We start from the raw sequence: 20,587 nt of genomic DNA, 5'->3' as shown, positions 1-20,587 counted from the left end.
TGCGATCAGTGAGTGACGCGGCTGGTGCCATCGACAGTCATGATGCGCACACGCTCGCCAACGCGGAAGATTTCGTTCTGCTGCACTTGCTGCACATAGGCGCGCATGCTGCCATCGTCTTCACGCACGGTGATCTCGACGCCCTGGGTGCGGGTCAGGCCTTCTTCGGCGGCGGAGCCGGCCAGGCCACCGGCCACGGCGCCAATCACCGCGGCAACGATGCTGCCACGGCCACCGCCAACGGCGCTGCCGGCAACCCCACCGACAATGGCGCCAGCACCGCCACCGATTGGCGTCTTGGTGCCTTCGATCTTCACCGGGCGCAGCGATTCGATGGTGCCCATGCGCACGGTCTGCACGCGGCGGGCCTCATCACGGGAGTAGCTGTCACCGGTCAGCGACGACTGGCAGCCGCCCAGCAACAACGCCATGGTGGTGAAGCTCGCCACCAGCAAAACGGATTTACGCATGAGGACAATCTCCAAAAGTTTCAGGTGCTCATTAGACGCCTCGCCTTGACAGGTGTCACGGCGCAAACGTTATAAATTTGTTCCCATTCAGCTCAGGTACAGCCACCACCGGCTGTGCAACGGGCACTCAGGTTGGACCAAGGATAGCCATGGATTACTTCATCGTCGTGGTGACGACTGTCGCCGGCCTGTACTTCCACGGCTGGCTGTATGTGCGCATGAGGCGTTGGATGGACCGCGACCTGGCCATGTCACTGGCGGGGGAAGACCCGGCGAAGCGGGCATTCATGCTCCAGTTGCTGGAGCGGGCGCGGGCAGAAAAGATCAAGCGCAAAGCGCTGGCGGCCTGGCTGGAGCGCGAGGCCGCCGCGTTCAAGGGTTAGGGTGCCAGGCGCTCACGCTGCCACTGGCCATCCACCAGCCGATAGTTCAGGCGATCATGCAACCGGCTGGCGCGGCCCTGCCAGAACTCGATGCGCTCCGGCAGCAAGCGATAACCGCCCCAGTGTTCAGGGCAATGGGGCTGCGTGTCGCTGAAGCGCGCCTCGGTGGCCTTGACCAGCCCCTCCAGCTCCTCGCGGTCAGCGATCACCCGGCTTTGTGGTGACGCCCAGGCCCCCAGGCGGCTGCCCAGCGGGCGCACCTGGAAGTAGTCGTCCGACTCCTTGGCCGTGACCTTTTCCACCCGCCCCTCGATCCGCACCTGGCGCTCCAGCGCCGGCCAGAAGAAGGTCATCGCCGCAAACGGCCTGGCCGCGATGTGCTGGCCCTTGGCGCTTTCGTAGTTGGTGAAGAAGGTGAAACCTTGCGCATCCAGGGCCTTGAGCAGCAGCACCCGGCAATGCGGGCGACCGTCGGCATCGACAGTGGCCAGGGTCATGGCATTGGCTTCCACCGGCAGCTGCTCGGTTTTCACCGCGTCGGCGAACCATTGGTGGAACAGCGCGAACGGCTCACCCGGCGCCTGGGCTTCGGCCAGGCCATCACGGGTGTAGTCGCGGCGCATATCGGCCAGGGATTGGGTCATGGCTGCGTTTCCTTGACGATCAGTTGGTCTTCGCAGGGCTGTTGGCGGCGACTTTCTTGTCGGTGCTGGCCTTCTTCGCGGCAGGTTTGGCCGGAGCGGCTTTCTTTTTCGCAGCCGTGGTGGCCTTGGCCGGAGCCTTGGCTTTGGCGGCTGGTTTTTTCGCTGCAGGCTTGGCGGCCGGTTTGGCGGCTGCGGCCTTGGCTGCCGGCGCCTTGGTGTCCTGCACGGCAACCATCGGCGCTGCGGCTGGCGCAGGCGCTGCCTGCTGGTACTTGGCCAACAGGGCAACCATGGTGTCCTTTGGCGTCAGCAGCAATTCGACGCGACGGTTCAGGGCACGGCCCGGGGCGCTGTCGTTGGCGGCACGCGGCATGACCGAACCCATGCCTTTGAGCATCAGGCGATCACGCTGCAGGCCGCTGAGACGGAAAATCGCCGACACCGAAGCGGCACGCTCGAGGCTCAGCTTCTGGGTAGCGGCAGTGGCACCACTGCTGTCGCCATGGCCGAGGATGAGGATGGCGGTCTTGCTGTCGGTTTCGATGGCCTTGGCAACCTGGGTGATCGGGCTCAGGGTCATCGGCAGCAACATGTTGGGACGGTCCGGATTGTAGGAACCATCCACCGGGATGGTCACCGCCAGCACGTCTTCGCGGCGCTCCAACTCGAACTTGCTGCCCTTGATGGCTTCGCGCACCTTGGGTTCGTACTGGTCGAGCCAGGCCTGCGTGGCCTTCTGGTCGATCTTGGGCACGGCTGCAGCTTGCGTGGCTTTCTCGTCGCCCCCGAATGGCCACCACCAGCGGCTGCCGCTCTCGGACTTGGCATCAGCCTTGGCGACGCTTTCGGTCACGGCCGCTTTCACTTCCTTGTCGGCGACTTTATCCGAGCCGAAGGGCCACCAGCTCGAACCGCTGTCTTTCGAACTGTCCTGCGAGTGGCTGGCGCAGCCAGTCATGGTCAGGCACAGGGCGAGTGCTAAGGTTTTATGTGAAGACATCAGCGATACACCATGAAATTGAAAGAAATTCTACCCACACCTTTCAGGCGTTGGCACTGAGGATAGTCAAAGGGGCAAGGCAATACCCGCGCCACCCGATCAAAGGCAGCCGGCAAGCACACGCACCAGTTTTTGCGCGCGCGGGTCCATCAGCACGTACGGGCCCAGCGTGTTGGTCACGAAGCCGAAGGCCACGTCGTGTTCGGGGTCGGCAAAGCCAACCGAGCCGCCTGCGCCCGGATGCCCGAATGCCCGGGCACCAAGGCCGAAGGTGGCGTTGGCCACCTGGGGCTGATCAAGCATGCAGCCCAGGCCAAAGCGGGTCTGGGTCAGCAGGGTACGGTCCTGGCCGAGGCTGTGTTCGCGGGTCAGCTCGTCGAGCAGCTCGGACTCGAGCAGGCTGCCGTCGAGCAGGCCGGCGTAGAAGCCCGCCAGGCTGCGTGCGTTGCCGTGGCCATTGGCCGCCGGTTGCTGCATGCGCCGCCATTCAGGCTTGTTGGTGCTGGTGAGGATCGCCGGCGGGTTGGTGAAGGCGCGGGTCGACAGTGCTTCGGGCTCGCGCAGGGTCACCTGCAGCAGGCGCTGGGCCGCAGCATCCCCCGGGTTGCCCTTGCCGCGGGCGATGTGCGCCACGCGGTGAAATTCTTCATCCGCCAGGCCCACATGGAAATCCAGGCCCAGCGGCCTGGCGGTGCGCGCAACAATCGACTCGCCCGGCCCACGGCCATCGGCGCGGCGGATCAGCTCACCGATCAGCCAGCCATAGGTGATCGCGGCATAGCCATGCTCGGTGCCTGGGGTCCACCAGGGGGCCTCGGCGGCCAGCGCGTCGACCATTGCCTGCCAGTCGTACAGGGCTTCGGCCGGCAACAGCTCACGAATGGCCGGCAGGCCTGCGCGGTGGCTGAGCAGCTGGCGCAAGGTGACCTGCTCTTTACCGGCCTGGGCAAACTCCGGCCAGTAGCGTGCGACCGGTACATCCAGCGCCAGCTTGCCCTCGCCCACCAGTTGCAGGGCCGTGACGGCGGTAAATGTCTTGGTGCAGGAAAACAGGTTGGCGATGGTGTCGCTGTGCCAGGCCTCGCGCCCATCCTTGTCGGCACTGCCGGCCCACAGGTCGACCACGGTCTCGCCGCCGACCTGGATGCACAACGCCGCACCGCGCTCCTGGGGATCCTCGAACAACGCGGCGAAGGCTTCACGCACCGCCTCGAACTTCAGCTCATAGTGGCCCTGAATCTGCACCCGCCTGTTCTCCGTACGACCTTGCCGAAAAAGGCGTGCATTGTTTCAGTAGTTGGCCCTTTTGCCTACTGAATGTGGCTGGGTGGTCGCAAGGTAAAACCGATATTCGAGGGGCGCAGGGCAGTCACTGCGCGGGTTTGTCGAGGGTCTTGCGCAACTGACCAACGGCTTGCAGGTTGCTGCGGCGCACCGCTTCGACAAACCCCGGATAGGCCACATCAGTGATGGCCACCAGCCCCAGATGGCCGTTTTCGCCATCCAGCAGCCGCCCGCTGGCCGGTTGGTCGAGGTACTGGAACCAATGGGCGCCGACGATCATCGGCTGGGCCAGGGCCGCCTTGAGGAAGTTGCCGTAGGCCGGGCCACGGTCTTCCTCGCGGGCCACTTCCAACGGGCCGGGCCAGAATGGGCCACGGTCGCGGGAGCCGAACTGGAACTCCGAAACCAACACCGGCTTGTCCAGCTCGGCCAGCCTGGCGAAGTCATAACCGTCCTCGGGCTTGAGGGTATAGAAGTTGAAGCTCAGCACGTCGCAAAACTCGGCGCAGGCCTTGACCGCTTCCGGCGTGCTCACGGCGAAGCGCCCCCCCAGCAGCAGGTGATTGGGGGCATGCCATTTCAGCGAATCCGAGAGGGTCTTGAAGTAGGTCTGGGCGAACACCTGCTGGAAGTACTGGTAGTCGCGCTCGATTTCCGGATGCGCCGGGTCAGGCAGCGGCGCCTCGAAGCCGGGGTCTTCCATCAGTTCCCAGGCCTTCAGCTCGATGCCCCAGGCTTTCGACAGCCCTTCCTGGTTGCGGTACTTGTCGCGCAGCTGCTTGAGGAACGCGCGCTTGGCCGGCACATCGGTGGTCAGGCGCAGGGTGCCGTAGGCCAACCCATAGCGGGCCTTGGGGTCATCGCCCGGCGCGGCCCAGGCCAGTTCGTTGTCGGCGAAGTAGCCGATCAGCCAAGGGTCGTCACGGTGGTCACGGGCAGCGATGGCCACGGCACGCTCGGTGGCCATGGCGAAACGCGGGTCGAACGGGTCAGGCATGCGCCCCCACCAGTCCATGCCGGTGCTGATACTGGCGTAATCGCCGACGATCGACAGTGGCAGCGTGTACGGCATGCGCTTGGCCTGGGCAAAGCCTGGATCGCTCCAGTTGCCCAAGGTATTGAAGCCCCAGGCCTGCAGGCGGTCGAGGGTGTGTGCCTGCCAGCGCGTCAGGTCCAGAGCCAGGGGTGGGCAGGCAGGCTCGGCCGTCGCCGGGCACGGCTTGCCGTAGGTGCGCTGGAGGTTGGCCGCATAGAAATCGAACCAGCGCCCCTGCTTGAACTGGCGCCCCTGGGACGAGGTGTTGCCGTCATCGTTGTTGCCCTCGCCATAGAACGCCGCCAGTGCATCGCCATCAGCCGGCAGTGCCTTGAACATGCCTTCACGGCCGGCGACGTAAGTGCGCCCACCATCGGCGGCGACGGCATTGACGCCCAGGGAATAGAACGGGTGCCCGTCAGGCGTCACCAGGTACCAGCGCCCGTCGCGTTTTTCCGTACGGAAAAAGCCCTTGGCCTCGAAGGCTGGCCCGGCCAGCAGGCCGCCATAGGTGTCCAGGCCGAGCTTGTCGCGCTCGCCCAGCCAGCTTTTAAGCTGGGCCTGCTCGCGATTGTCGGCAGCCTTGAGCTGCTCGTCGCTGACGATCTTCTCCGGCCAGCGCCCACGGGTGGACTGGCCATAGCCGTCGATCAGCTCGCTGTAAGCAGCCTTGAACGCCTGATCGTCGTCCTGCAGGCCGACTTTCTCGATCAGCAGGCTCTGCGCCACTTTGGGGCTGGGGATACTCAGGCTGACCGAGGTGACTTGCTTGAGGTCGACCTCCCCCGCACTGCTGGTCAGCAGCAGGCGCTGGCCTTCATGGGCCCATGGCATCGGCGGGCCGGCGCGCATGCCCTGGCTGAGCGGCGAGCTGGCCTTGAGGGGGATCATCATCGTTTGAGCCGGCCCTGCCGGCAAGTCGATGCGGCTGGTGAGGGTGCGCCCATCGCTGCTCTGCACCACCACGTCAACGGTCAGCGCCCAGTCCATGCCGCTTTGCAGGCGCAGTGTCAGGGCCTGCCCGGCCGACCAGTCCCAGGCCCCACTGGGCGGCGCCAGGCGCAAGGTTGGCTGCGCCACCGGATTGAACACCACCCGCCGCAACACCTCGCCTTCAGCGGTCTGCTCCGCGTTGTACTGTGGCATCGCAGCGTCCTGGGTGGTCACGTTGACCACTGCGGCGGGGCGCACGAAGCTGAACAGTGTCTGTTGCCCGGCCAGCAACGGCGTACTGAACAACAGGGAGAACATCACAGGCAGGGTACGGCGGATCATAGGGCGGTGGCTCTCCTTCTGAGCCCGTCATGGGCTCACGATCGAGTATGGACAACGGGCAACGCGTCTTGCTCCGGCAGTCAGCCGATTTCCCGTCGGAATGGCGGCAGCGCATTGAGAATAGCCTTGCCGTAGCGCTGGGTGACCAGGCGCCGGTCGAGCAAGGTGATGACGCCGCGGTCCTGTTCGGTCCGCAGCAGCCGGCCGCAGGCCTGGATCAGGCGCAGCGAGGCATCGGGCACGGCGATTTCCATGAACGGGTTGCCGCCACGGGCCTCGATCCACTCGGCCAGGGCCGCTTCGACCGGATCGTCGGGCACGGCAAAGGGGATCTTGGCGATCACCACGTGCTCGCAATAGGCGCCCGGCAGGTCGACACCCTCGGCGAAACTGGCCAGGCCGAACAGTACGCTGTGCTGGCCGTCGTCGACCCGCGCCTTGTGCTTGTTCAGGGTTTCCTGTTTGGACAGGTTGCCCTGGATCAGCACCAGCTTGCGCCAGTCGCGGTCGAGGCCATCGAACACGTCCTGCATTTGTTTACGCGACGAGAACAGCACCAGTGCGCCCCGCGCACCTTCGACGATGTTCGGCAGTTCACGGATGATCGAGGCGGTGTGCGCCGTGGCATCGCGTGGGTCGGCGCCCAGGTCGGGCACCCGCAACAGGCCGGCATCGCCATGCACGAACGGGCTGGGCACCACGCACTGCACCGCGTCGCGCGGCAACCCGGAGCGCATGCGGAAGCGATCGAACTTGCCCAGCGCGGTCAGCGTCGCCGACGTCACCAGGGCGCCGTAGGCGACGTTCCACAGGCTTTTACGCAGCATCTCGGCGGCGAGAATCGGGCTGGCGTTGACCTCGATATCGAACAGCGCGCCACTTTCGGCCAGGGTCAACCAACGTGCCATGGGCGGGTTGTCTTCCGGGTCTTCGGCGGTGAACGCAGTCCACAGCTCCCAGTTGCCCTGGGCACGGGTCACCAGGCTGCCGAACAGCGGATACCACTCCTCGGCCTGGTGGCTGGCGATGCCGATGTTGTTCTCGCCATCCATGCCTTCCTTGAGCAGGTCGGCCAGGCGGGTGAACAGGTCGTTCAGGCGGGCGAAGCCTTTTTTCAGCTCGATGCCGACTTCGCGGATCTGCTCGGGCACCACGCCGCCTTCGAAGCGGTAGCGCGGGCGGTCGCGGCCTTCCATGTCTTCACCGGTGCGGAAGTCGGCCACCTGCTCGCACAGGGTGAACATGAACTGCTGTTGGGTACGCACCTCGCGGGCAAGCTCCGGCACCTGCTCGATGTAGCGCCCCAGGTCGCCCGGCAGCGGGTGCTGGGCCAGCAGCTTGGTGAGGTTCTTGGCGGTCTGCTCCAGCCAGTCGGCGGTGGAGCGCAAGCGCGAATAGTGGGCGAAATGGCCGATGGCCTTGTCCGGCAGGTGATGGCCTTCGTCGAACACGTACATGGTGTCGCGCGGGTCGGGCAGTACGGCGCCACCGCCCAGTGCGAGGTCGGCGAGAACCATGTCGTGGTTGGTGACGATCACATCGACCTTGCCCATGCCTTCGCGCGCCTTGTAGAACACGCACTGCTGGAAGTTCGGGCAATGCCGGCCGGTGCACTGGCTGTGGTCGGTGGTCAGGCGTGCCCAATCCTGGTCCTCGACGGCTTCCGACCAGCTGTCGCGGTCGCCGTCCCAACGGTTGCCGGCGAGCTTCTCGATCATGCTGTTGAACAGCTTCTGGCTGCGCTCGTCGACTTCGATGTGAAAACCTTCCTCCTCGAACAGCTGGGCGGTGGCCGACTGGGCGTGGCCTTCCTGCAGCAGGATGTCGAGTTTGGACAGGCACAGGTAGCGGCCACGGCCTTTGGCCAGGGCGAAGCTGAAGTTCAGCCCACTGTTGCGCATCAGGTCGGGCAGGTCCTTGAGCACGATCTGTTCCTGCAGCGCCACGGTCGCGGTGGCGATCACCAGGCGCTTGCCGGCGGCCTTGGCGGCCGGAATCGCGGCGAGGGCATAGGCGACGGTCTTGCCGGTACCGGTACCCGCCTCGACCGCCACCACGGCGGGCTCGCCGGCACGGCGCCCTTCGTCGTCGCAGGCGATATCGCCGAGCACCTTGGCTACTTCGGCAATCATCAGGCGCTGGCCATAGCGTGGCTTGAGGCTTTTGGCTTCGAGGAAACGCGAGTAGGCGCCCTGGATGGTGGCTTTGAGTTCGTTGCTGATCATGGTCTGCAGGCGCCCGGAGGGCTGGATATATTTTCAGTGTTTCGCATGGGCCGGCTATCATACCCCGCTATTGCCCTTTGTGCCGCATGGAGATCCGGATGCTCGCCTTTGCCCTGCCCTACACCTTGCATGTCCTTGCCGCCCTGGTCTGGGTCGGTGGCATGTTCTTCGCCTGGCTGATCCTGCGCCCGGCCACGGTTGCAGCCCTGGAGGGGCCGGCGCGGCTGCGTTTGTGGGTGGAGGTTTTCCAGCGGTTCTTCAGATGGGTCTGGCTGGCGGTGGCGGTGCTGGCTGTCAGCGGGGTGGGGATGATTCACCTGCGCTTTGCCGGGTTCGAGACGGCGCCGCGGTATGTTCAGGTGATGATCGGTGGCGGGATCGTGATGTTTGCCTTGTTCATGCGAATTCAGTCGTTGCTGCTGCCTGAATTGCGCACGGCGGTGCAGGCTGAGGATTGGGCGGCGGGGGCTGGGGTTCTCGGGCGGATTCGGCGGATGGTAGGGGTCAATCTGGCGATTGGGCTGGCGGTGGTGGTTGTGGCGAGTTCGCGGGTTTTGGTTTGAGTTCGGCTTCGGCTTCGGCTTCGGCTTCGGCTTCGGCTTCGGCTTTCAGAGTATTGGTTTTGGTAGATGTATGCGCATTCGGCGGCGATGGCGACTTATAGTCACCTTTGCGCCCTTACGGCGGCCTACTTTGGTCTTGGCCAAAGTAGGCAAAGCCGCTCGCTCCCATCATACGGCCCCTGCGCTGCGCTCCGGGGTCCCCTCGACTCCGGCGCCTTCCGGGCCCGCGCGGCCTCCTGAAGTCGCAATTTGTGCTGCCTGGACTATCGCGCGCTTAGAAGCAAAAGCAAAAACAGATCAAGAGCAGATCAAGAGCAGATCAAGAGCAGATCAAGAGCAGTGATGTTGCGATCTAGGTTTGACTGCTGTTGATGTGTTGTTTGATTGGGCCCTATCGCCGGCAAGCCGGCTCCCACAGGTACCGCGAAAGTCTGAAAGTTTCGCTCAAACCTGTGGGAGCTGGCTTGCCAGCGATTGCAATCCAGAGATCCCATAATCCCACTAGCGACAGCTAACGCCAGCCCAGGCGCCGCCCCTAACTTCGCGACTTCAGGAGGCTGAGCGCAGGCGTCTGGAGGGCCCTGGTGCGCAGCACCCTTCGGCGTAGCCGAAGGCGCGAGATGTAGACTTGCGCAGCAAGTCGGAGGCCGCGCGGGCCCGGAGGACGCCGGAGCGAAGGGACCCCGGAGCGCAGCGCAGGGGCCGTATGATGGGAGCGAGCGGCTTTGCTTACTTTGGCCAAGACCAAAGTAAGCCGCCGTAAGGGCGGAAAGGTGACTATGCGTCGACATCGCAAATGAATGCGCATACAACTTCCAAAACCAACAACCAACAACCAACAACAACTTAAAATTTCAAAGCCTTCTTCGGATAAATATCGTACCGACTCGATTTCCCCTCAAGGCTATGGCTCGGCTTGGGCCCATCGATAATGGGCGCCTTGCGCGGCCGCTTGACCACCACCCGGTGCGAAGCCAACGCCAACGCCGCCTCAAGCAACGCCGGCGCATCCAGGTCATCGCCCACCAACGGCCTGAACACCCGCATTTCCTTCTTCACCAACGCACTCTTGTCCCGGTGCGGAAACATCGGATCCAGGTAGATCACCTGAGGCGCCTCCCCTTCCCACCCACGCATGCGCTCGATGGCATTGCCGGTCAGCAGCCGCATGCGCTCGACGATCGCCCCCACCTCAAGATCCCCCCGCGCCCGTGCCAGGCCATCTTCCAGCAACGCCGCAATCAACGGCTGGCGCTCGATCAAGGTCATCTGGCAGCCCAGGCTGGCCAGCACGAACGCATCCTTGCCCAGCCCCGCCGTGGCATCGAGCACCTGCGGCCGCACGCCTTGGGCGATACCCACCGCCTTGGCGATCATCTGCCCGCTGCCACCACCGAACAATCGACGATGCGCCGCCTGCCCCTCGACAAAATCCACCCGCACAGGCCCGGGTGCCTGTGGGCCCAGTTGCTGGATCTGCAGGCCATCGGCACCGATCTGCACGGCAAACCCGGCCGCTTCGTCGGCCAACGGCAACCCCAGGCGTTCGGCCCATGCCAGCGCCTGCGCCTGGAATTCGGGGGCCAGTGCCTCAACCCTGATACCTGTGCCCAGCTCGTGTTCTACCATCGGATCCCGCACTCGAAATTAATTAATGAAACCGCGGCCACAGCCGATACACGCAGTATCCACTATTCTGCCAGAGCACAACGCGCGCGACTGCCATGTCAGACACTCTCCCTATCGGCTTGACCTACCTGTCGCCTGTCGGCAACTACGGTCGACAGAACTCCCAGGCACTGGGCGGCGTCAGCCACCTGTGGCAGGACTTCTTTGCCCGGGCCATGGCCGAGCAGCCGGAAGGGGAAATCGACAGCGTCAGCCAGGCGCTGGTGCAGTATGACAAGGAAAGTGGCGAACCTATCGGCGGTGCCAAGGCGCTGGCCTTGATCGACCTGCAGCGTGCCCTGCCGGTGCACGACACCGAAATCACGCCACCCGAACCGCTGTTCCTGCCCAAGGCGGAACTCGAGGCCCACCTGCTGGAGCCGGCCCCCGAACCCTTCAGCACCGCCGAACTGATCACCCAACAGCGCGAGCTCGACATCAGCAACAGCTGGCTGCGCCCGGTGGTCATGAGCCAGGGCCATCCGATTGCCGAACCCGGCCCCGCGCCATCGCCTCGCCCGCTGTTCCTGCCAATCGCCGAATTCGAGATGAACCTGCTCGACCCGGCGCCAGAACCATTCGACGAGCCGACCCTGGCCAAGCAGCAGAACGACCTCGAGTTCGACATCCACTGGGCGCGCCCGGTGGTGTTGAACAACGTGCGCGCCTACGCCTGAGCTCAGCGACAGAGCTGCCAGAGCCCCATATCCAGGTGAAAGTGATTGTGATGGGCGGCGTTGTAGTCCGGGCCCAGCACCGTACTGAAACTGTCACAGGCCGCTTCGCGCACCTGCCGCAAGAACTCGGCATGCCTGCCGCCGCCCTGCCAGTCCTGCGCCAGCACGATGCGCTGGCCGTCCTCCAAGCGAAAGCCGCTGATATCCAGGGCATTGGCCGTAGCGTGCTGGCTCAGTCGCCCTTGCTTGCGGTGATAGACGTTACGACAGGCGAAGCTGCCCAAGTGATCGACCTGCGCAACGGGCTGGCCGTACACCCGCTGCGCCGCTGGCTGCAGGCCGTGCACCTCGAACAATGCATAGGCCACCGCCAACGGGCAACTGGCGAGGAAACTGCTGCTCAGCCGCGCCTGCCCGCCTTCGATACGCCACACATTGTGTAGCGGGCAGGCGACATCGGCAGCGCTGTCGGCCTGCTGTCGATAGCGCAGGGCCGACGTCTGCAAGGCCTGCCGGCACAACGCCGGGTCACTGCGCAGGCGCGACAGCTTGTACGGTGTCAGCACATTCGGTGGCTGCTGCACATCCAGCACCGCCCAAGGGTTCCAGGCATCGGCCGGGCGCCACCCCAACTGCCAGGCCAGCCCCGTCACCAGCACGAGGCCGGCCAGCAGCAGGCACCCTATGCGCATGAAGCTTCAGCGGCGAAACAGGTCATTGAGCTGGGCAAAGGGCAGCGCTTGTTCGCCATAGCCGAACGTGCCCTGGTCGCGGATTTCCAGGGCCGCGCGCTGGAACGCGCCGAGCGCTGCACGGGCCAGTGACGAACCGACACTGATGCGCTTTACGCCCAAGTCCTGCAGCTGGTTGACGCCAAGGGGCACACCCGGCATGCCCATCAGCACGTTCACCGGCTTGGGCGCCACGGCCTGCACCACCGCGCGAATCTCATCGACGCTGCGCAGCCCAGGCGCATACAACACATCTGCGCCGGCTTCGGCATAGGCCTGCAAGCGCCGAATGGTGTCGTCCAGGTCCAGCTTGCCGTGCAGCAGGTTCTCGGCGCGGGCGCAGAGCGTGAACGGGAATGGCAGTTGCCGCGCGGCCTCCACGGCTGCGCGCACGCGCGCCACAGACAGGTCGAAATCGTAGATCGGCGCGTCGCCGCGGCCACTGGCGTCTTCGATCGAACCGCCCACCAGGCCGATTGCTGCGGCGCGCAGGATCGTCTGCGCACAGTCCTCGGGCAAATCGCCAAAGCCGTTTTCCAGGTCTGCCGCCACCGGCAGCGGTGTGGCATCCACGATGGCCTGGGCATTGACCAGGGTTTCGTCGAGGCTCAGGGCACCTTCGGCATCCGGGCGCCCCAGGCTGAACGCCAGCCCCGCGCTGGTGGTGGCCAACGCCTCGAAGCCAAGGGCCGCCAGCATCCTGGCCGAGCCTGCATCCCAAGGGTTGGGAATGACGAATGCGCCATCGCGTTCATGCAGCACCTTGAAGGCTTCGGCTCGCAGGGTTTGCACATCCATGGTTCAACCTCCGGCAGATGAAAAAGTGTCGTCAGAGTAGCCCTAGCTGTTCGACCTCGGGCGCGCGTGGCAATTCCGGCAATGCGGCCAACCCAGGCAGGCGTGCCATCAGCCGCTGGTGGAAACGTTGGGCAAGCGCTGCCGCCATGCGGTTGTCGGCGGTGTGCAGGAATACATAGGGGCTGCGGCCCTCCTCGACCCAGGCAGCGACCTTGTCGACCCAGGGGGTAAGGAAGGTTTCGTTGGCCGCAAGCTCGGGGTGACCGATAAAGCGCACTTGCGGGTGCTGGCTGAACGCACACGGGCGCGGCGGCACCTTGGGCTTCTTGGACTGCGCATGCAACACCCCTGGCTCGCGAGAAGTGCAGCTGAACAGCGCGCGTGGGTCCAGGCAGACGCGCTCGACACCCCGCTCATGCAACAACCGATTGAGCAGGCGCTCTTCATCGCCACGGGCGAAGAACGCATCGTTGCGCACCTCAACGGCCACCGGCACGCCAACCTCATCGAGAAAATGCGCCAGCTCGCCCATGCGCGAGGGGCCGAACTGTGCCGGCAACTGCAACCAGTAGGGCGACACGCGTTGGCCCAAGGGCGCCATCAACCGCGTGAAGTCGATCGCCGAATCAAGTTGCGCACGCAGATCCCCGGCATGGCTGACATCGCCTGGGAATTTGGCCGTGAAGCGAAAACCCGCTGGCATGATCTGCGCCCAACGCTCTACGGTCGCAGGTGCTGGCCGGGCATAAAAGGTGGTGTTGCCTTCAACGGCGTTGAATACCTGGCTGTACAAGCCGAGGAACTCAGCCGTGCGGGCATCGGCGGGATAGAGATACTCACGCCAGGCGTTTTCGCTCCAGGAGGGACAACCGAGAAAGTAAGGCAGGGGGGACGGAATCATCCGTCAAATGTACAGGTCCAGCCCCAGCACTTCCATCTCCCAGTCACTGGTGAAACCGGCGGTTGCCAGGTAGCTGGCCAGTGCCGTGGCTGTGCGCCGGTCACGGGCGCGGGGGAAGATCAGGTCCTGCTGACGGGCCGGCAGGTTGCCGCTGCGACGGCTGGCGCGGTTGGCCTGGAGTTCGGGCTCTTCGATGATCTCGGCGTCGTCGATCGCTTCGTCACGCACCGGCGCTTTGCGCGGCGGGCGCTTGATGGGGTAACTCTGCGAGGAGAAGCCGTCGATGCGCATGGCGTGGGCACTCAGGATCAATGATGGCAATTTAGCAGCATCAGAGATCCATCGCTAATGCCCGAACGATAACTGGACCACAGTTCGCGCAAAAGGTTTTATCGTGAACGGCGATAGCCGACGAACGACCTCAGCGCGCCTTGGGCGTTGCGACATTATCGCGCAGATACACCGGTTGCGCCTGCTCGGCGGCGACCGCTTCGCCACGGGCCCAGGCGTAGGTGGCCAGGGTGAGGATATCCAGAGCGTTGGGCAGCGCGTCGGCATCGCTGGCAGTAGCCTGCACCGCCAGGCGCTCGGCCAGGCTCCAACCCGTACCGGCACCGAACCACTCGCCGCCCAGGCCTTCAGGCAGGCTGACGCGCTCCGGTGCCACCACCACTTCCTGGCCGACCAGGCGCATCTCGCCCTGCTCCGCTCGATAGCAACCCCAGTACACCTCGTCCATGCGCGCATCGATGGAGGCGGCGACCTGCTGTACGCCACGCTCACGCAGCGCGCCCTGGGCCAGCGCGGCCAGGTTGGAGACAGGCAATACCGGGCGCTGGAGAGCGAAGGCCAGCCCCTGGACCACACCAATCGCAATCCGTACGCCGGTAAATGCACCCGGGCCGCGACCAAAGGCGATGGCATCCACGGCGCTCAGCGCCACGCCGGCATCGGCCAGCAACTGCTTGATCATCGGCAGCAGCTTCTGCGCGTGCAGGCGTGGGATCACCTCGTAATGGCTGGTCACCTTGCCGTCATGCAGCAGGGCAACGGAACAGGCTTCGGTGGCGGTATCCAGGGCCAGCAAGGTGGTCATCGAACGCGGTTTCCAAGGGACAGGGGAAAAAGAGCGGCAGTATAAACGACAACGGCCCGCAAGCGGGCCGTCGTGATGCACGGTGATGGATCAGCTCAGGGCTGCCAGCACCTTGGCGGTGATCGACTCAACCGAGCCGACGCCTTCGATGTGGCTGTACTTCGGTTTGCCGGCGTTGGCGGCCGACAGCTTCTGGTAGAAGTCCACCAGCGGTTTGGTCTGGCTGTGGTAGACCGACAGGCGATGACGCACGGTTTCTTCTTTATCGTCGTCGCGCTGGATCAGCTCTTCGCCGGTGACGTCGTCCTTGCCTTCCACTTTCGGCGGGTTGTACTGAATGTGGTAGGTGCGGCCCGAGGCCAGGTGCACGCGGCGGCCAGCCATGCGGCCGACGATTTCTTCGTCGTCCACGGCGATTTCGACCACGGCATCGATGTCGACACCGGCGGCGACCATGGCTTCAGCTTGCGGGATGGTGCGCGGGAAACCGTCGAACAGGCAGCCATTGGCGCAGTCCGGCTGGGCGATGCGCTCCTTGACCAGGCTGATGATCAGCTCGTCGGAGACCAGCTGGCCAGCATCCATGACTTTCTTCAGTTCCAGGCCCAGCGGGGTGCCGGCCTTGACGGCAGCACGCAGCATGTCGCCGGTGGAGATCTGGGGAATGCCGAACTTCTCGGTGATGAACTTTGCCTGAGTACCTTTACCGGCCCCGGGAGCTCCCAGCAGAATTACACGCATCTTGTGCTCCTCATATTTTTCTATGCAAATCAACGGATTCGGCGCACAAGGCCAACTCCGGAAAATCGGTCGAGACCGCAAAATCGGTCCAAAGGCTGCTCAAGATACACAGCGGCCGCCCCCCCGACAAGCATCCCAACGGGGCAGCAAAGTGTCCGGCGCAGCCCGGTGAGGCCCCGGTTGCGCCCGGCGCAACCAGCCCTCGGGCTCATGGCCGGCAGCTGTTGGTTCGCCGACCCTGAGCACCGGCTGGGCGCCTTAACCGGTATTGCGCAAACCCGCCGCGATGCCCGCCACGGTCACCAGCAGGGCCTGCTCCAACGGGCTGTCCAGAGCGGCTTCGCGGTTGCGCGAGCGGGCCAGCAGCTCGGCCTGAAGGCGGTGCAACGGGTCGAGGTAGGTGTTGCGCAAACGGATGAATTCCAGGGTATCCGGGCTGTGCGCCAGTAGCACCGACTGCCCGGTCAGGCCCAGCACCACCTGGCACGACTGCGACAATAGGTCGCGCAGGTGCGCACCCAATGGCAGCAGCTGCGGTTGCACTAGACGTTGGTCGTAGGCCTCGGCGATCTGCGCATCGGCCTTGGCCAGCACCATTTCGAGCATGTCGATGCGGGTGCGGAAGAACGGCCACTGCTCGCGCATCTGCGCCAGCAGTTCGCCCTGGCCACGGGCCAGGGCATTGCTCAGCGCCGTTTCCCAGCCGAGCCAGGCCGGCAGCATGAGGCGGGTCTGGGTCCAGCCGAAAATCCAGGGGATCGCCCGCAGGCTCTCGATGCCACCGGCACGCCGCTTGGCCGGGCGGCTGCCCAGCGGCAGGCGGCCAAGCTCCTGCTCCGGGGTGGACTGGCGGAAGTACTCGACAAAGTCAGGGTTTTCCCGCACCACACCGCGGTAGGCCTTGACCCCATCGGCGGCCAACTGGTCCATCAGCGCGCGCCAGGCCGGTTGCGGCGGCGGTGGCGGCAGCAGGGTCGCCTCCAGCACCGCGGCCAGGTAGAGGTTGAGGTTCTGCTCGGCAATCCCCGGCAGGCCGAACTTGAAGCGGATCATCTCGCCCTGCTCGGTGGTACGGAAACGCCCGCCCACCGACCCCGGCGGCTGCGACAGGATGGCCGCATGGGCCGGGCCGCCACCACGCCCCACGGTACCGCCACGGCCATGGAACAGCAGCAGTTCGACCTGGTGTTCGCGGCAGATGCGCACCAACTGCTCCTGGGCGCGGTACTGCGCCCAGGCCGCCGCCGTGGTGCCGGCGTCCTTGGCCGAGTCGGAGTAGCCGATCATCACTTCCTGCGGCCCATGCAGCCCGGCCCGGTAACCCGGCAGCCCGAGCAGGCGCTCCATCACCGGCCCGGCGTTGTCCAGGTCGGCGAGGGTTTCGAACAGCGGCACCACACGCATCGGCCGGGTCAGCCCGGCCTCTTTGAGCAGCAGTTGCACCGCCAGCACGTCGGAGGCCGCGCCTGCCATGGAGATCACATAGGAGCCCAGCGAGGCAGCAGGCGCAGCGGCGATCTCGCGGCAGGTGGCCAGTACTTCAGCCGTGTCGGCCTGGGGCTTGAAATGCCCGGGCAGCAACGGGCGGCGATTCTTCAGCTCCGCCTGCAGGAACTCGATGCGCCGCGCTTCATCCCATTCGGCGTAGCGCCCGAGGCCCAGGTAATCGGTGATCTCGCTCAACGCATCGCGATGGCGGGCGGCATCCTGGCGCACGTCCAGGCGCACCAGGAACAGGCCGAAGGTCACTGCCCGGCGCAGGCAGTCGAGCAACGGGCCGTCGGCGATCACCCCCATGCCGCATTCATGCAGCGACTGGAAGCACAGCTCCAGCGGCGCGATCAGCTCGCGGTTGTCGACCAGCACGGCGGCGCTGGCCGGTTGCGCAGTGGCCAACGAGGCCTGGGCCCAGGCGCGGGTGGCGCGCAGGCGGTCGCGCAGTTGCTTGAGCAACGCGCGGTACGGTTCGGCGCTGTCGCCGACCTGTTCGCGCAAGGCAGCGCTGGCCTGTTGCATCGACAGCTCGGCAGCCAGGTTTTCGATATCGCGCAGGAACAGGTCGGCAGCCATCCAGCGTGCCAGCAGCAGCACTTCGCGGGTCACGGTGGCGGTGACATTGGGGTTGCCGTCACGGTCGCCGCCCATCCACGAGGCGAAGCGGATCGGTGCGGCCTCCAGCGGCAGGCGCAGGCCGGTGGCCTGGAACAATGCCGCATCGACCTTGCGCAGGTGGCTGGGGATGGCCTGCCACAGCGAATGCTCGATCACCGCGAAGCCCCATTTGGCTTCGTCCACCGGCGTGGGCCGGGTGCGGCGGATTTCTTCGGTGTGCCAGGCCTCGGCGATCAGCCGGCGCAGGCGCTCGCGCACCTGGCCGCGCTCGGCGGGGCTCAGGTCGCGATGGTCCTGGGCCGCCAGTTGCGCGGCGATGGCGTCGTATTTCTGGATCAGGGTACGGCGGGCGACTTCGGTGGGGTGGGCGGTGAGCACCAGCTGGATATCGAGCTTGGCCAACTGCCGGGCCAGTGCATCGTCGCTGTGCCCGGCCGACTTGAGCCGGGCCAGCAGTTCGGGCAACACCTGCGCCTCGAAAGGCTGCGGCTGGTCGGCATCGCGGCGGCGAATCAACTGGTACTGCTCGGCGATGTTGGCCAGGTTGAGGAACTGGTTGAAAGCCCGCGCCACGGGTAGCAGGTCCTCCTCGGCCAGGTCGGCCAAAGTCGAGCTCAGCTTTTCGCCCTCTACCAGTCGGTCGGCCTTGGCACTGTGGCGAATGTCCTCGATTTTCTGCAGGAACGCCTCGCCATGCTGCTGGCGGATGGTCTCGCCCAGCAGCTCCCCCAAAAGGTGCACATCCTCGCGCAAACGCAGATCGATATCGCTCATCAAACCTCTCCACTCAAGGAAACAGCAGGTCCCAAGAGTGCCCACTCCTGGCCGCGCCTGGCAAGCCGGACACGGGCAAAGCAACTAAAGTGAAGAGTGGTCATCCGAAGCAATGCCACCTTCAAGGCTTTGACAGAGGTCATCATGAAAATCCGCGAACTCGCCCAGCACTGGGAACAGAATGCCGCCGGACGCTTGAGCCCTACCGGGCATGTCCTGCACCTGGACATGGAAGCCGAGGCGCGCCTGGCCGCGCTGACCGAGATGTACCCCAAGCGCAGCCCTGAGGCGCTGCTTGGCGAACTGGTCGCCGCCGCGCTCGAGGAGCTGGAAGCCAGCTTCCCGTACATCCAGGGCCGGCAAGTGATCGCTACCGACGAGGAAGGCGATCCACTGTACGAGGACATCGGCCCGACACCTCGATTCCTCGCGCTCTCGCGCCGTCATCTGGCCGCCCTCGGCAGTGCTGGAAAAGGCGAACGCCACTAGCCCTCCCCTACCTGCGGGCCTTGTTCCATAAGGCCCGCATACCTCCCCGGCAGCGCAAAGTTCCGCACTTTTCGCGCTGACCAAGCAGTCAGAAAAAAACTTCGTTAGCACACCAATTTTTCTGAACTATCCAAAAAACGCCTCGGTCACAGCCAGTAGCCATCACGGCAAAACCCTGCAAACACGGGCGTTGCAGCGCACGCCTTGGCTGGGGAACAACGATGGACCGGTCGCGGACATCGTCGTTAACAGGAGTGACCCAATGGAGTTGACCACCATGAAGACCCGCATCGCAAAACCCTCGTCCACTCACCTGCGCGGGCTGAAGCTGGCCGCATTGGCCCTGGGCAGCAGCCTGGTACTGGCCGGTTGCGCCGGCAAGCCGCCTACTGAGCAATACGCCGTCAGCCAGTCGGCGGTGAATTCCGCGGTCAGTGCCGGCGGTACCGAGTTCGCCGCCGTGGAAATGAAAGCGGCCCAGGACAAGTTCAAGCAGGCCGAGATCGCCATGCACGACAAGCAGTACGACCAGGCCCGCATGCTCGCCGAACAGGCCGAATGGGACGCCCGTGTCGCTGAACGCAAGGCTCAGGCCGCCAAGGCCCAGAAGGCCGTGCAGGATGCCCGCCAGGGTGTCCAGGACATACGTGAAGAAGGCCTGCGCAGCGCCCAATAGGCCTGCCGCGCCCCCAAGCCTTCGTTAACGATCAAAGGATGAACACTATGCGCAACTACGTCATGATTCCCGCCCTGCTGGCCCTGAGCGTCGGCCTTGCCGCCTGTTCCCACGACCCGAACGCCAACCTCGAATCGGCCCGCACCAACTTCTCGGCGCTGCAGAGCGACCCACAGTCGAGCAAGGTGGCCGCGCTCGAGACCAAGGATGCCCAGGACTGGCTGAACAAGGCCGACAAGGCCTACATGGAGCGTGAGGACAGCAAGAAGGTCGACCAGCTCGCCTACCTCACCAACCAGCGTGTCGAAGTGGCCAAGCAGACCATCACCCTGCGCACGGCCGAGGCCGAACTGAAAAACTCCGCCGCGCAACGCGCCCAAGCCAAGCTCGATGCCCGTGACGCGCAGATCAAGAAGCTGCAGGACAGCCTCAATGCCAAGCAGACCGACCGCGGCACGCTGGTGACCTTCGGCGACGTACTGTTCGACTTCAACAAGGCCGAACTCAAGAGCAGTGCCTACCCCAACGTGACCAAACTGGCGCAGTTCCTCCAGGAGAACCCGGAGCGCAAGGTGATCGTCGAGGGCTACACCGACAGCGTTGGCTCGGCCAACTACAACCAGAGCCTGTCCGAGCGCCGCGCAGGTAGCGTGCGCATGGCACTGGTGCGTGCCGGGGTGGACCCTGCGCGCATCGTCGCCCAGGGCTACGGCAAGGAGTATCCGGTGGCCGACAACGGCAGCAACTCCGGCCGTGCGCAGAACCGTCGAGTGGAGGTGACCATCTCCAACGATAACCAGCCGGTGATGCCGCGGGCGGTGAGCCAGGTGCAGTAAGGCCTGCCGTCTGAAGTGAAAACCCCGCCTTGATGGCGGGGTTTTTCTTGCCTGCACCGGCCTCTTCGCGGGCAAGCCCGCTCCCACACCGACCGCACCGACGCCCAGCTCAGCGCTAACCCTGTGGGAGCCGGCTTGCCGGCGATGAGGCCGCTAGAGACGACACAACAGAATTGCTCGCAATGGCTTGGAGCGTCATCGCGGCCAG

General features: G+C 65.0%; 20 protein-coding genes. 6 read left to right on the top strand and 14 right to left on the bottom strand.

What is annotated here, in order from left to right; translation table 11 throughout:
- Window positions 1-5: 5 nt before the first annotated feature.
- Entirely contained in the window at window positions 6-470 is a 465-nt protein-coding gene (locus L6D77_RS12275) for an outer membrane lipoprotein (RefSeq protein WP_110996277.1), read from the bottom strand.
- 149 nt (window positions 471-619) lie between these two features.
- Between L6D77_RS12275 and L6D77_RS12270 the strand changes: the two genes are divergently transcribed.
- The gene (locus L6D77_RS12270) at window positions 620-853 is read left to right on the top strand and encodes a hypothetical protein (protein ID WP_232885276.1); all 234 of its coding nucleotides are present in this window, start codon (window positions 620-622) and stop codon (window positions 851-853) included.
- Here the strand turns inward: L6D77_RS12270 and pdxH are convergent.
- From pdxH to dinG, 5 genes are all read right to left on the bottom strand, one after another.
- Complete coding sequence (gene pdxH / locus L6D77_RS12265; RefSeq protein WP_125462906.1) at window positions 850-1,497, bottom strand: pyridoxamine 5'-phosphate oxidase; 648 nt, start codon at window positions 1,495-1,497, stop codon at window positions 850-852. The genes L6D77_RS12270 and pdxH overlap by 4 nt on opposite strands.
- Before the next feature lie 19 nt (window positions 1,498-1,516).
- Window positions 1,517-2,497: an OmpA family protein gene (locus tag L6D77_RS12260; RefSeq protein WP_232885275.1), complete on the bottom strand. Its 981-nt coding sequence runs from the start codon at window positions 2,495-2,497 to the stop codon at window positions 1,517-1,519.
- A gap of 99 nt (window positions 2,498-2,596) precedes the next feature.
- Entirely contained in the window at window positions 2,597-3,742 is a 1,146-nt protein-coding gene (locus tag L6D77_RS12255) for a serine hydrolase domain-containing protein (protein WP_232885274.1), read from the bottom strand.
- A 124-nt stretch (window positions 3,743-3,866) separates the two neighbouring features.
- Window positions 3,867-6,092: a beta-galactosidase gene (locus L6D77_RS12250; RefSeq protein ID WP_236170058.1), complete on the bottom strand. Its 2,226-nt coding sequence runs from the start codon at window positions 6,090-6,092 to the stop codon at window positions 3,867-3,869.
- Window positions 6,093-6,172: 80 nt separating this feature from the next.
- A complete protein-coding gene (gene dinG, locus L6D77_RS12245) occupies window positions 6,173-8,317 on the bottom strand; it encodes an ATP-dependent DNA helicase DinG (protein WP_232885272.1) in 2,145 nt (714 codons plus the stop codon).
- Window positions 8,318-8,415: 98 nt separating this feature from the next.
- Here dinG and L6D77_RS12240 point away from each other — a divergent pair, with 98 nt between their 5' ends.
- The gene (locus tag L6D77_RS12240; RefSeq protein ID WP_232885271.1) at window positions 8,416-8,880 is read left to right on the top strand and encodes a CopD family protein; all 465 of its coding nucleotides are present in this window, start codon (window positions 8,416-8,418) and stop codon (window positions 8,878-8,880) included.
- Between the two features lie 846 nt (window positions 8,881-9,726).
- Here the strand turns inward: L6D77_RS12240 and L6D77_RS12235 are convergent.
- Complete coding sequence (locus tag L6D77_RS12235; RefSeq protein WP_232885304.1) at window positions 9,727-10,509, bottom strand: class I SAM-dependent methyltransferase; 783 nt, start codon at window positions 10,507-10,509, stop codon at window positions 9,727-9,729.
- Between the two features lie 95 nt (window positions 10,510-10,604).
- On the opposite strand from L6D77_RS12235, the gene L6D77_RS12230 reads away from it, so the two are divergent.
- On the top strand, window positions 10,605-11,225 hold the full coding sequence (locus L6D77_RS12230; RefSeq protein WP_232885305.1) for an energy transducer TonB: 621 nt from the start codon (window positions 10,605-10,607) through the stop codon (window positions 11,223-11,225).
- A gap of 2 nt (window positions 11,226-11,227) precedes the next feature.
- Here L6D77_RS12230 and L6D77_RS12225 read toward each other — a convergent pair whose 3' ends face one another.
- The 7 genes from L6D77_RS12225 to ppc all read right to left on the bottom strand — a co-directional run bounded on the left by L6D77_RS12225 (window position 11,228) and on the right by ppc (window position 18,378).
- Window positions 11,228-11,917: an extensin-like domain-containing protein gene (locus tag L6D77_RS12225; protein WP_232885306.1), complete on the bottom strand. Its 690-nt coding sequence runs from the start codon at window positions 11,915-11,917 to the stop codon at window positions 11,228-11,230.
- 6 nt (window positions 11,918-11,923) lie between these two features.
- On the bottom strand, window positions 11,924-12,754 hold the full coding sequence (locus L6D77_RS12220; protein WP_232885307.1) for an isocitrate lyase/PEP mutase family protein: 831 nt from the start codon (window positions 12,752-12,754) through the stop codon (window positions 11,924-11,926).
- Between the two features lie 31 nt (window positions 12,755-12,785).
- Entirely contained in the window at window positions 12,786-13,655 is an 870-nt protein-coding gene (locus L6D77_RS12215; RefSeq protein ID WP_232885308.1) for a DUF72 domain-containing protein, read from the bottom strand.
- A 3-nt stretch (window positions 13,656-13,658) separates the two neighbouring features.
- A complete protein-coding gene (locus L6D77_RS12210) occupies window positions 13,659-13,946 on the bottom strand; it encodes a hypothetical protein (protein ID WP_232885334.1) in 288 nt (95 codons plus the stop codon).
- A gap of 130 nt (window positions 13,947-14,076) precedes the next feature.
- The gene (tsaB, locus tag L6D77_RS12205) at window positions 14,077-14,751 is read right to left on the bottom strand and encodes a tRNA (adenosine(37)-N6)-threonylcarbamoyltransferase complex dimerization subunit type 1 TsaB (RefSeq protein ID WP_232885309.1); all 675 of its coding nucleotides are present in this window, start codon (window positions 14,749-14,751) and stop codon (window positions 14,077-14,079) included.
- Window positions 14,752-14,841: 90 nt separating this feature from the next.
- A complete protein-coding gene (gene adk, locus L6D77_RS12200) occupies window positions 14,842-15,492 on the bottom strand; it encodes an adenylate kinase (RefSeq protein ID WP_186659995.1) in 651 nt (216 codons plus the stop codon).
- 258 nt (window positions 15,493-15,750) lie between these two features.
- Window positions 15,751-18,378, bottom strand: coding sequence for a phosphoenolpyruvate carboxylase (gene ppc, locus L6D77_RS12195; protein ID WP_236170057.1), 2,628 nt, complete (start codon window positions 18,376-18,378; stop codon window positions 15,751-15,753).
- 144 nt (window positions 18,379-18,522) lie between these two features.
- On the opposite strand from ppc, the gene L6D77_RS12190 reads away from it, so the two are divergent.
- The 3 genes from L6D77_RS12190 (at window position 18,523) to lptF (ending at window position 20,379) form a co-directional block, all read left to right on the top strand.
- Window positions 18,523-18,867: a pilin assembly protein gene (locus L6D77_RS12190; RefSeq protein ID WP_232885310.1), complete on the top strand. Its 345-nt coding sequence runs from the start codon at window positions 18,523-18,525 to the stop codon at window positions 18,865-18,867.
- 262 nt (window positions 18,868-19,129) lie between these two features.
- Window positions 19,130-19,543 (top strand): DUF4398 domain-containing protein, encoded by a 414-nt coding sequence (locus L6D77_RS12185; RefSeq protein WP_232885311.1) that lies wholly within the window; start codon window positions 19,130-19,132, stop codon window positions 19,541-19,543.
- Between the two features lie 47 nt (window positions 19,544-19,590).
- Complete coding sequence (gene lptF, locus L6D77_RS12180; protein WP_232885312.1) at window positions 19,591-20,379, top strand: lipotoxin F family OmpA-related lipoprotein LptF; 789 nt, start codon at window positions 19,591-19,593, stop codon at window positions 20,377-20,379.
- The last annotated feature ends 208 nt before the right edge of the window (window positions 20,380-20,587 follow it).

Origin of the sequence: Pseudomonas parasichuanensis, from assembly GCF_021601385.1 — a bacterium.
GTDB lineage: Bacteria > Pseudomonadota > Gammaproteobacteria > Pseudomonadales > Pseudomonadaceae > Aquipseudomonas > Aquipseudomonas parasichuanensis.
This window is presented reverse-complemented; position numbering and strand designations above follow the sequence as displayed.

Coding starts and splice junctions, on each gene's coding strand:
- L6D77_RS12275 (WP_110996277.1), bottom strand. CDS start 470: ATGCGTAAATCCGTTTTGCTGGTGGCGAGCTTCACCACCATGGCGTTG.
- L6D77_RS12270 (WP_232885276.1), top strand. CDS start 620: ATGGATTACTTCATCGTCGTGGTGACGACTGTCGCCGGCCTGTACTTC.
- pdxH (WP_125462906.1), bottom strand. CDS start 1,497: ATGACCCAATCCCTGGCCGATATGCGCCGCGACTACACCCGTGATGGC.
- L6D77_RS12260 (WP_232885275.1), bottom strand. CDS start 2,497: ATGTCTTCACATAAAACCTTAGCACTCGCCCTGTGCCTGACCATGACT.
- L6D77_RS12250 (WP_236170058.1), bottom strand. CDS start 6,092: ATGATCCGCCGTACCCTGCCTGTGATGTTCTCCCTGTTGTTCAGTACG.
- dinG (WP_232885272.1), bottom strand. CDS start 8,317: ATGATCAGCAACGAACTCAAAGCCACCATCCAGGGCGCCTACTCGCGT.
- L6D77_RS12240 (WP_232885271.1), top strand. CDS start 8,416: ATGCTCGCCTTTGCCCTGCCCTACACCTTGCATGTCCTTGCCGCCCTG.
- L6D77_RS12235 (WP_232885304.1), bottom strand. CDS start 10,509: ATGGTAGAACACGAGCTGGGCACAGGTATCAGGGTTGAGGCACTGGCC.
- L6D77_RS12230 (WP_232885305.1), top strand. CDS start 10,605: ATGTCAGACACTCTCCCTATCGGCTTGACCTACCTGTCGCCTGTCGGC.
- L6D77_RS12225 (WP_232885306.1), bottom strand. CDS start 11,917: ATGCGCATAGGGTGCCTGCTGCTGGCCGGCCTCGTGCTGGTGACGGGG.
- L6D77_RS12220 (WP_232885307.1), bottom strand. CDS start 12,754: ATGGATGTGCAAACCCTGCGAGCCGAAGCCTTCAAGGTGCTGCATGAA.
- L6D77_RS12215 (WP_232885308.1), bottom strand. CDS start 13,655: ATGATTCCGTCCCCCCTGCCTTACTTTCTCGGTTGTCCCTCCTGGAGC.
- L6D77_RS12210 (WP_232885334.1), bottom strand. CDS start 13,946: ATGCGCATCGACGGCTTCTCCTCGCAGAGTTACCCCATCAAGCGCCCG.
- tsaB (WP_232885309.1), bottom strand. CDS start 14,751: ATGACCACCTTGCTGGCCCTGGATACCGCCACCGAAGCCTGTTCCGTT.
- adk (WP_186659995.1), bottom strand. CDS start 15,492: ATGCGTGTAATTCTGCTGGGAGCTCCCGGGGCCGGTAAAGGTACTCAG.
- ppc (WP_236170057.1), bottom strand. CDS start 18,378: ATGAGCGATATCGATCTGCGTTTGCGCGAGGATGTGCACCTTTTGGGG.
- L6D77_RS12190 (WP_232885310.1), top strand. CDS start 18,523: ATGAAAATCCGCGAACTCGCCCAGCACTGGGAACAGAATGCCGCCGGA.
- L6D77_RS12185 (WP_232885311.1), top strand. CDS start 19,130: ATGGAGTTGACCACCATGAAGACCCGCATCGCAAAACCCTCGTCCACT.
- lptF (WP_232885312.1), top strand. CDS start 19,591: ATGCGCAACTACGTCATGATTCCCGCCCTGCTGGCCCTGAGCGTCGGC.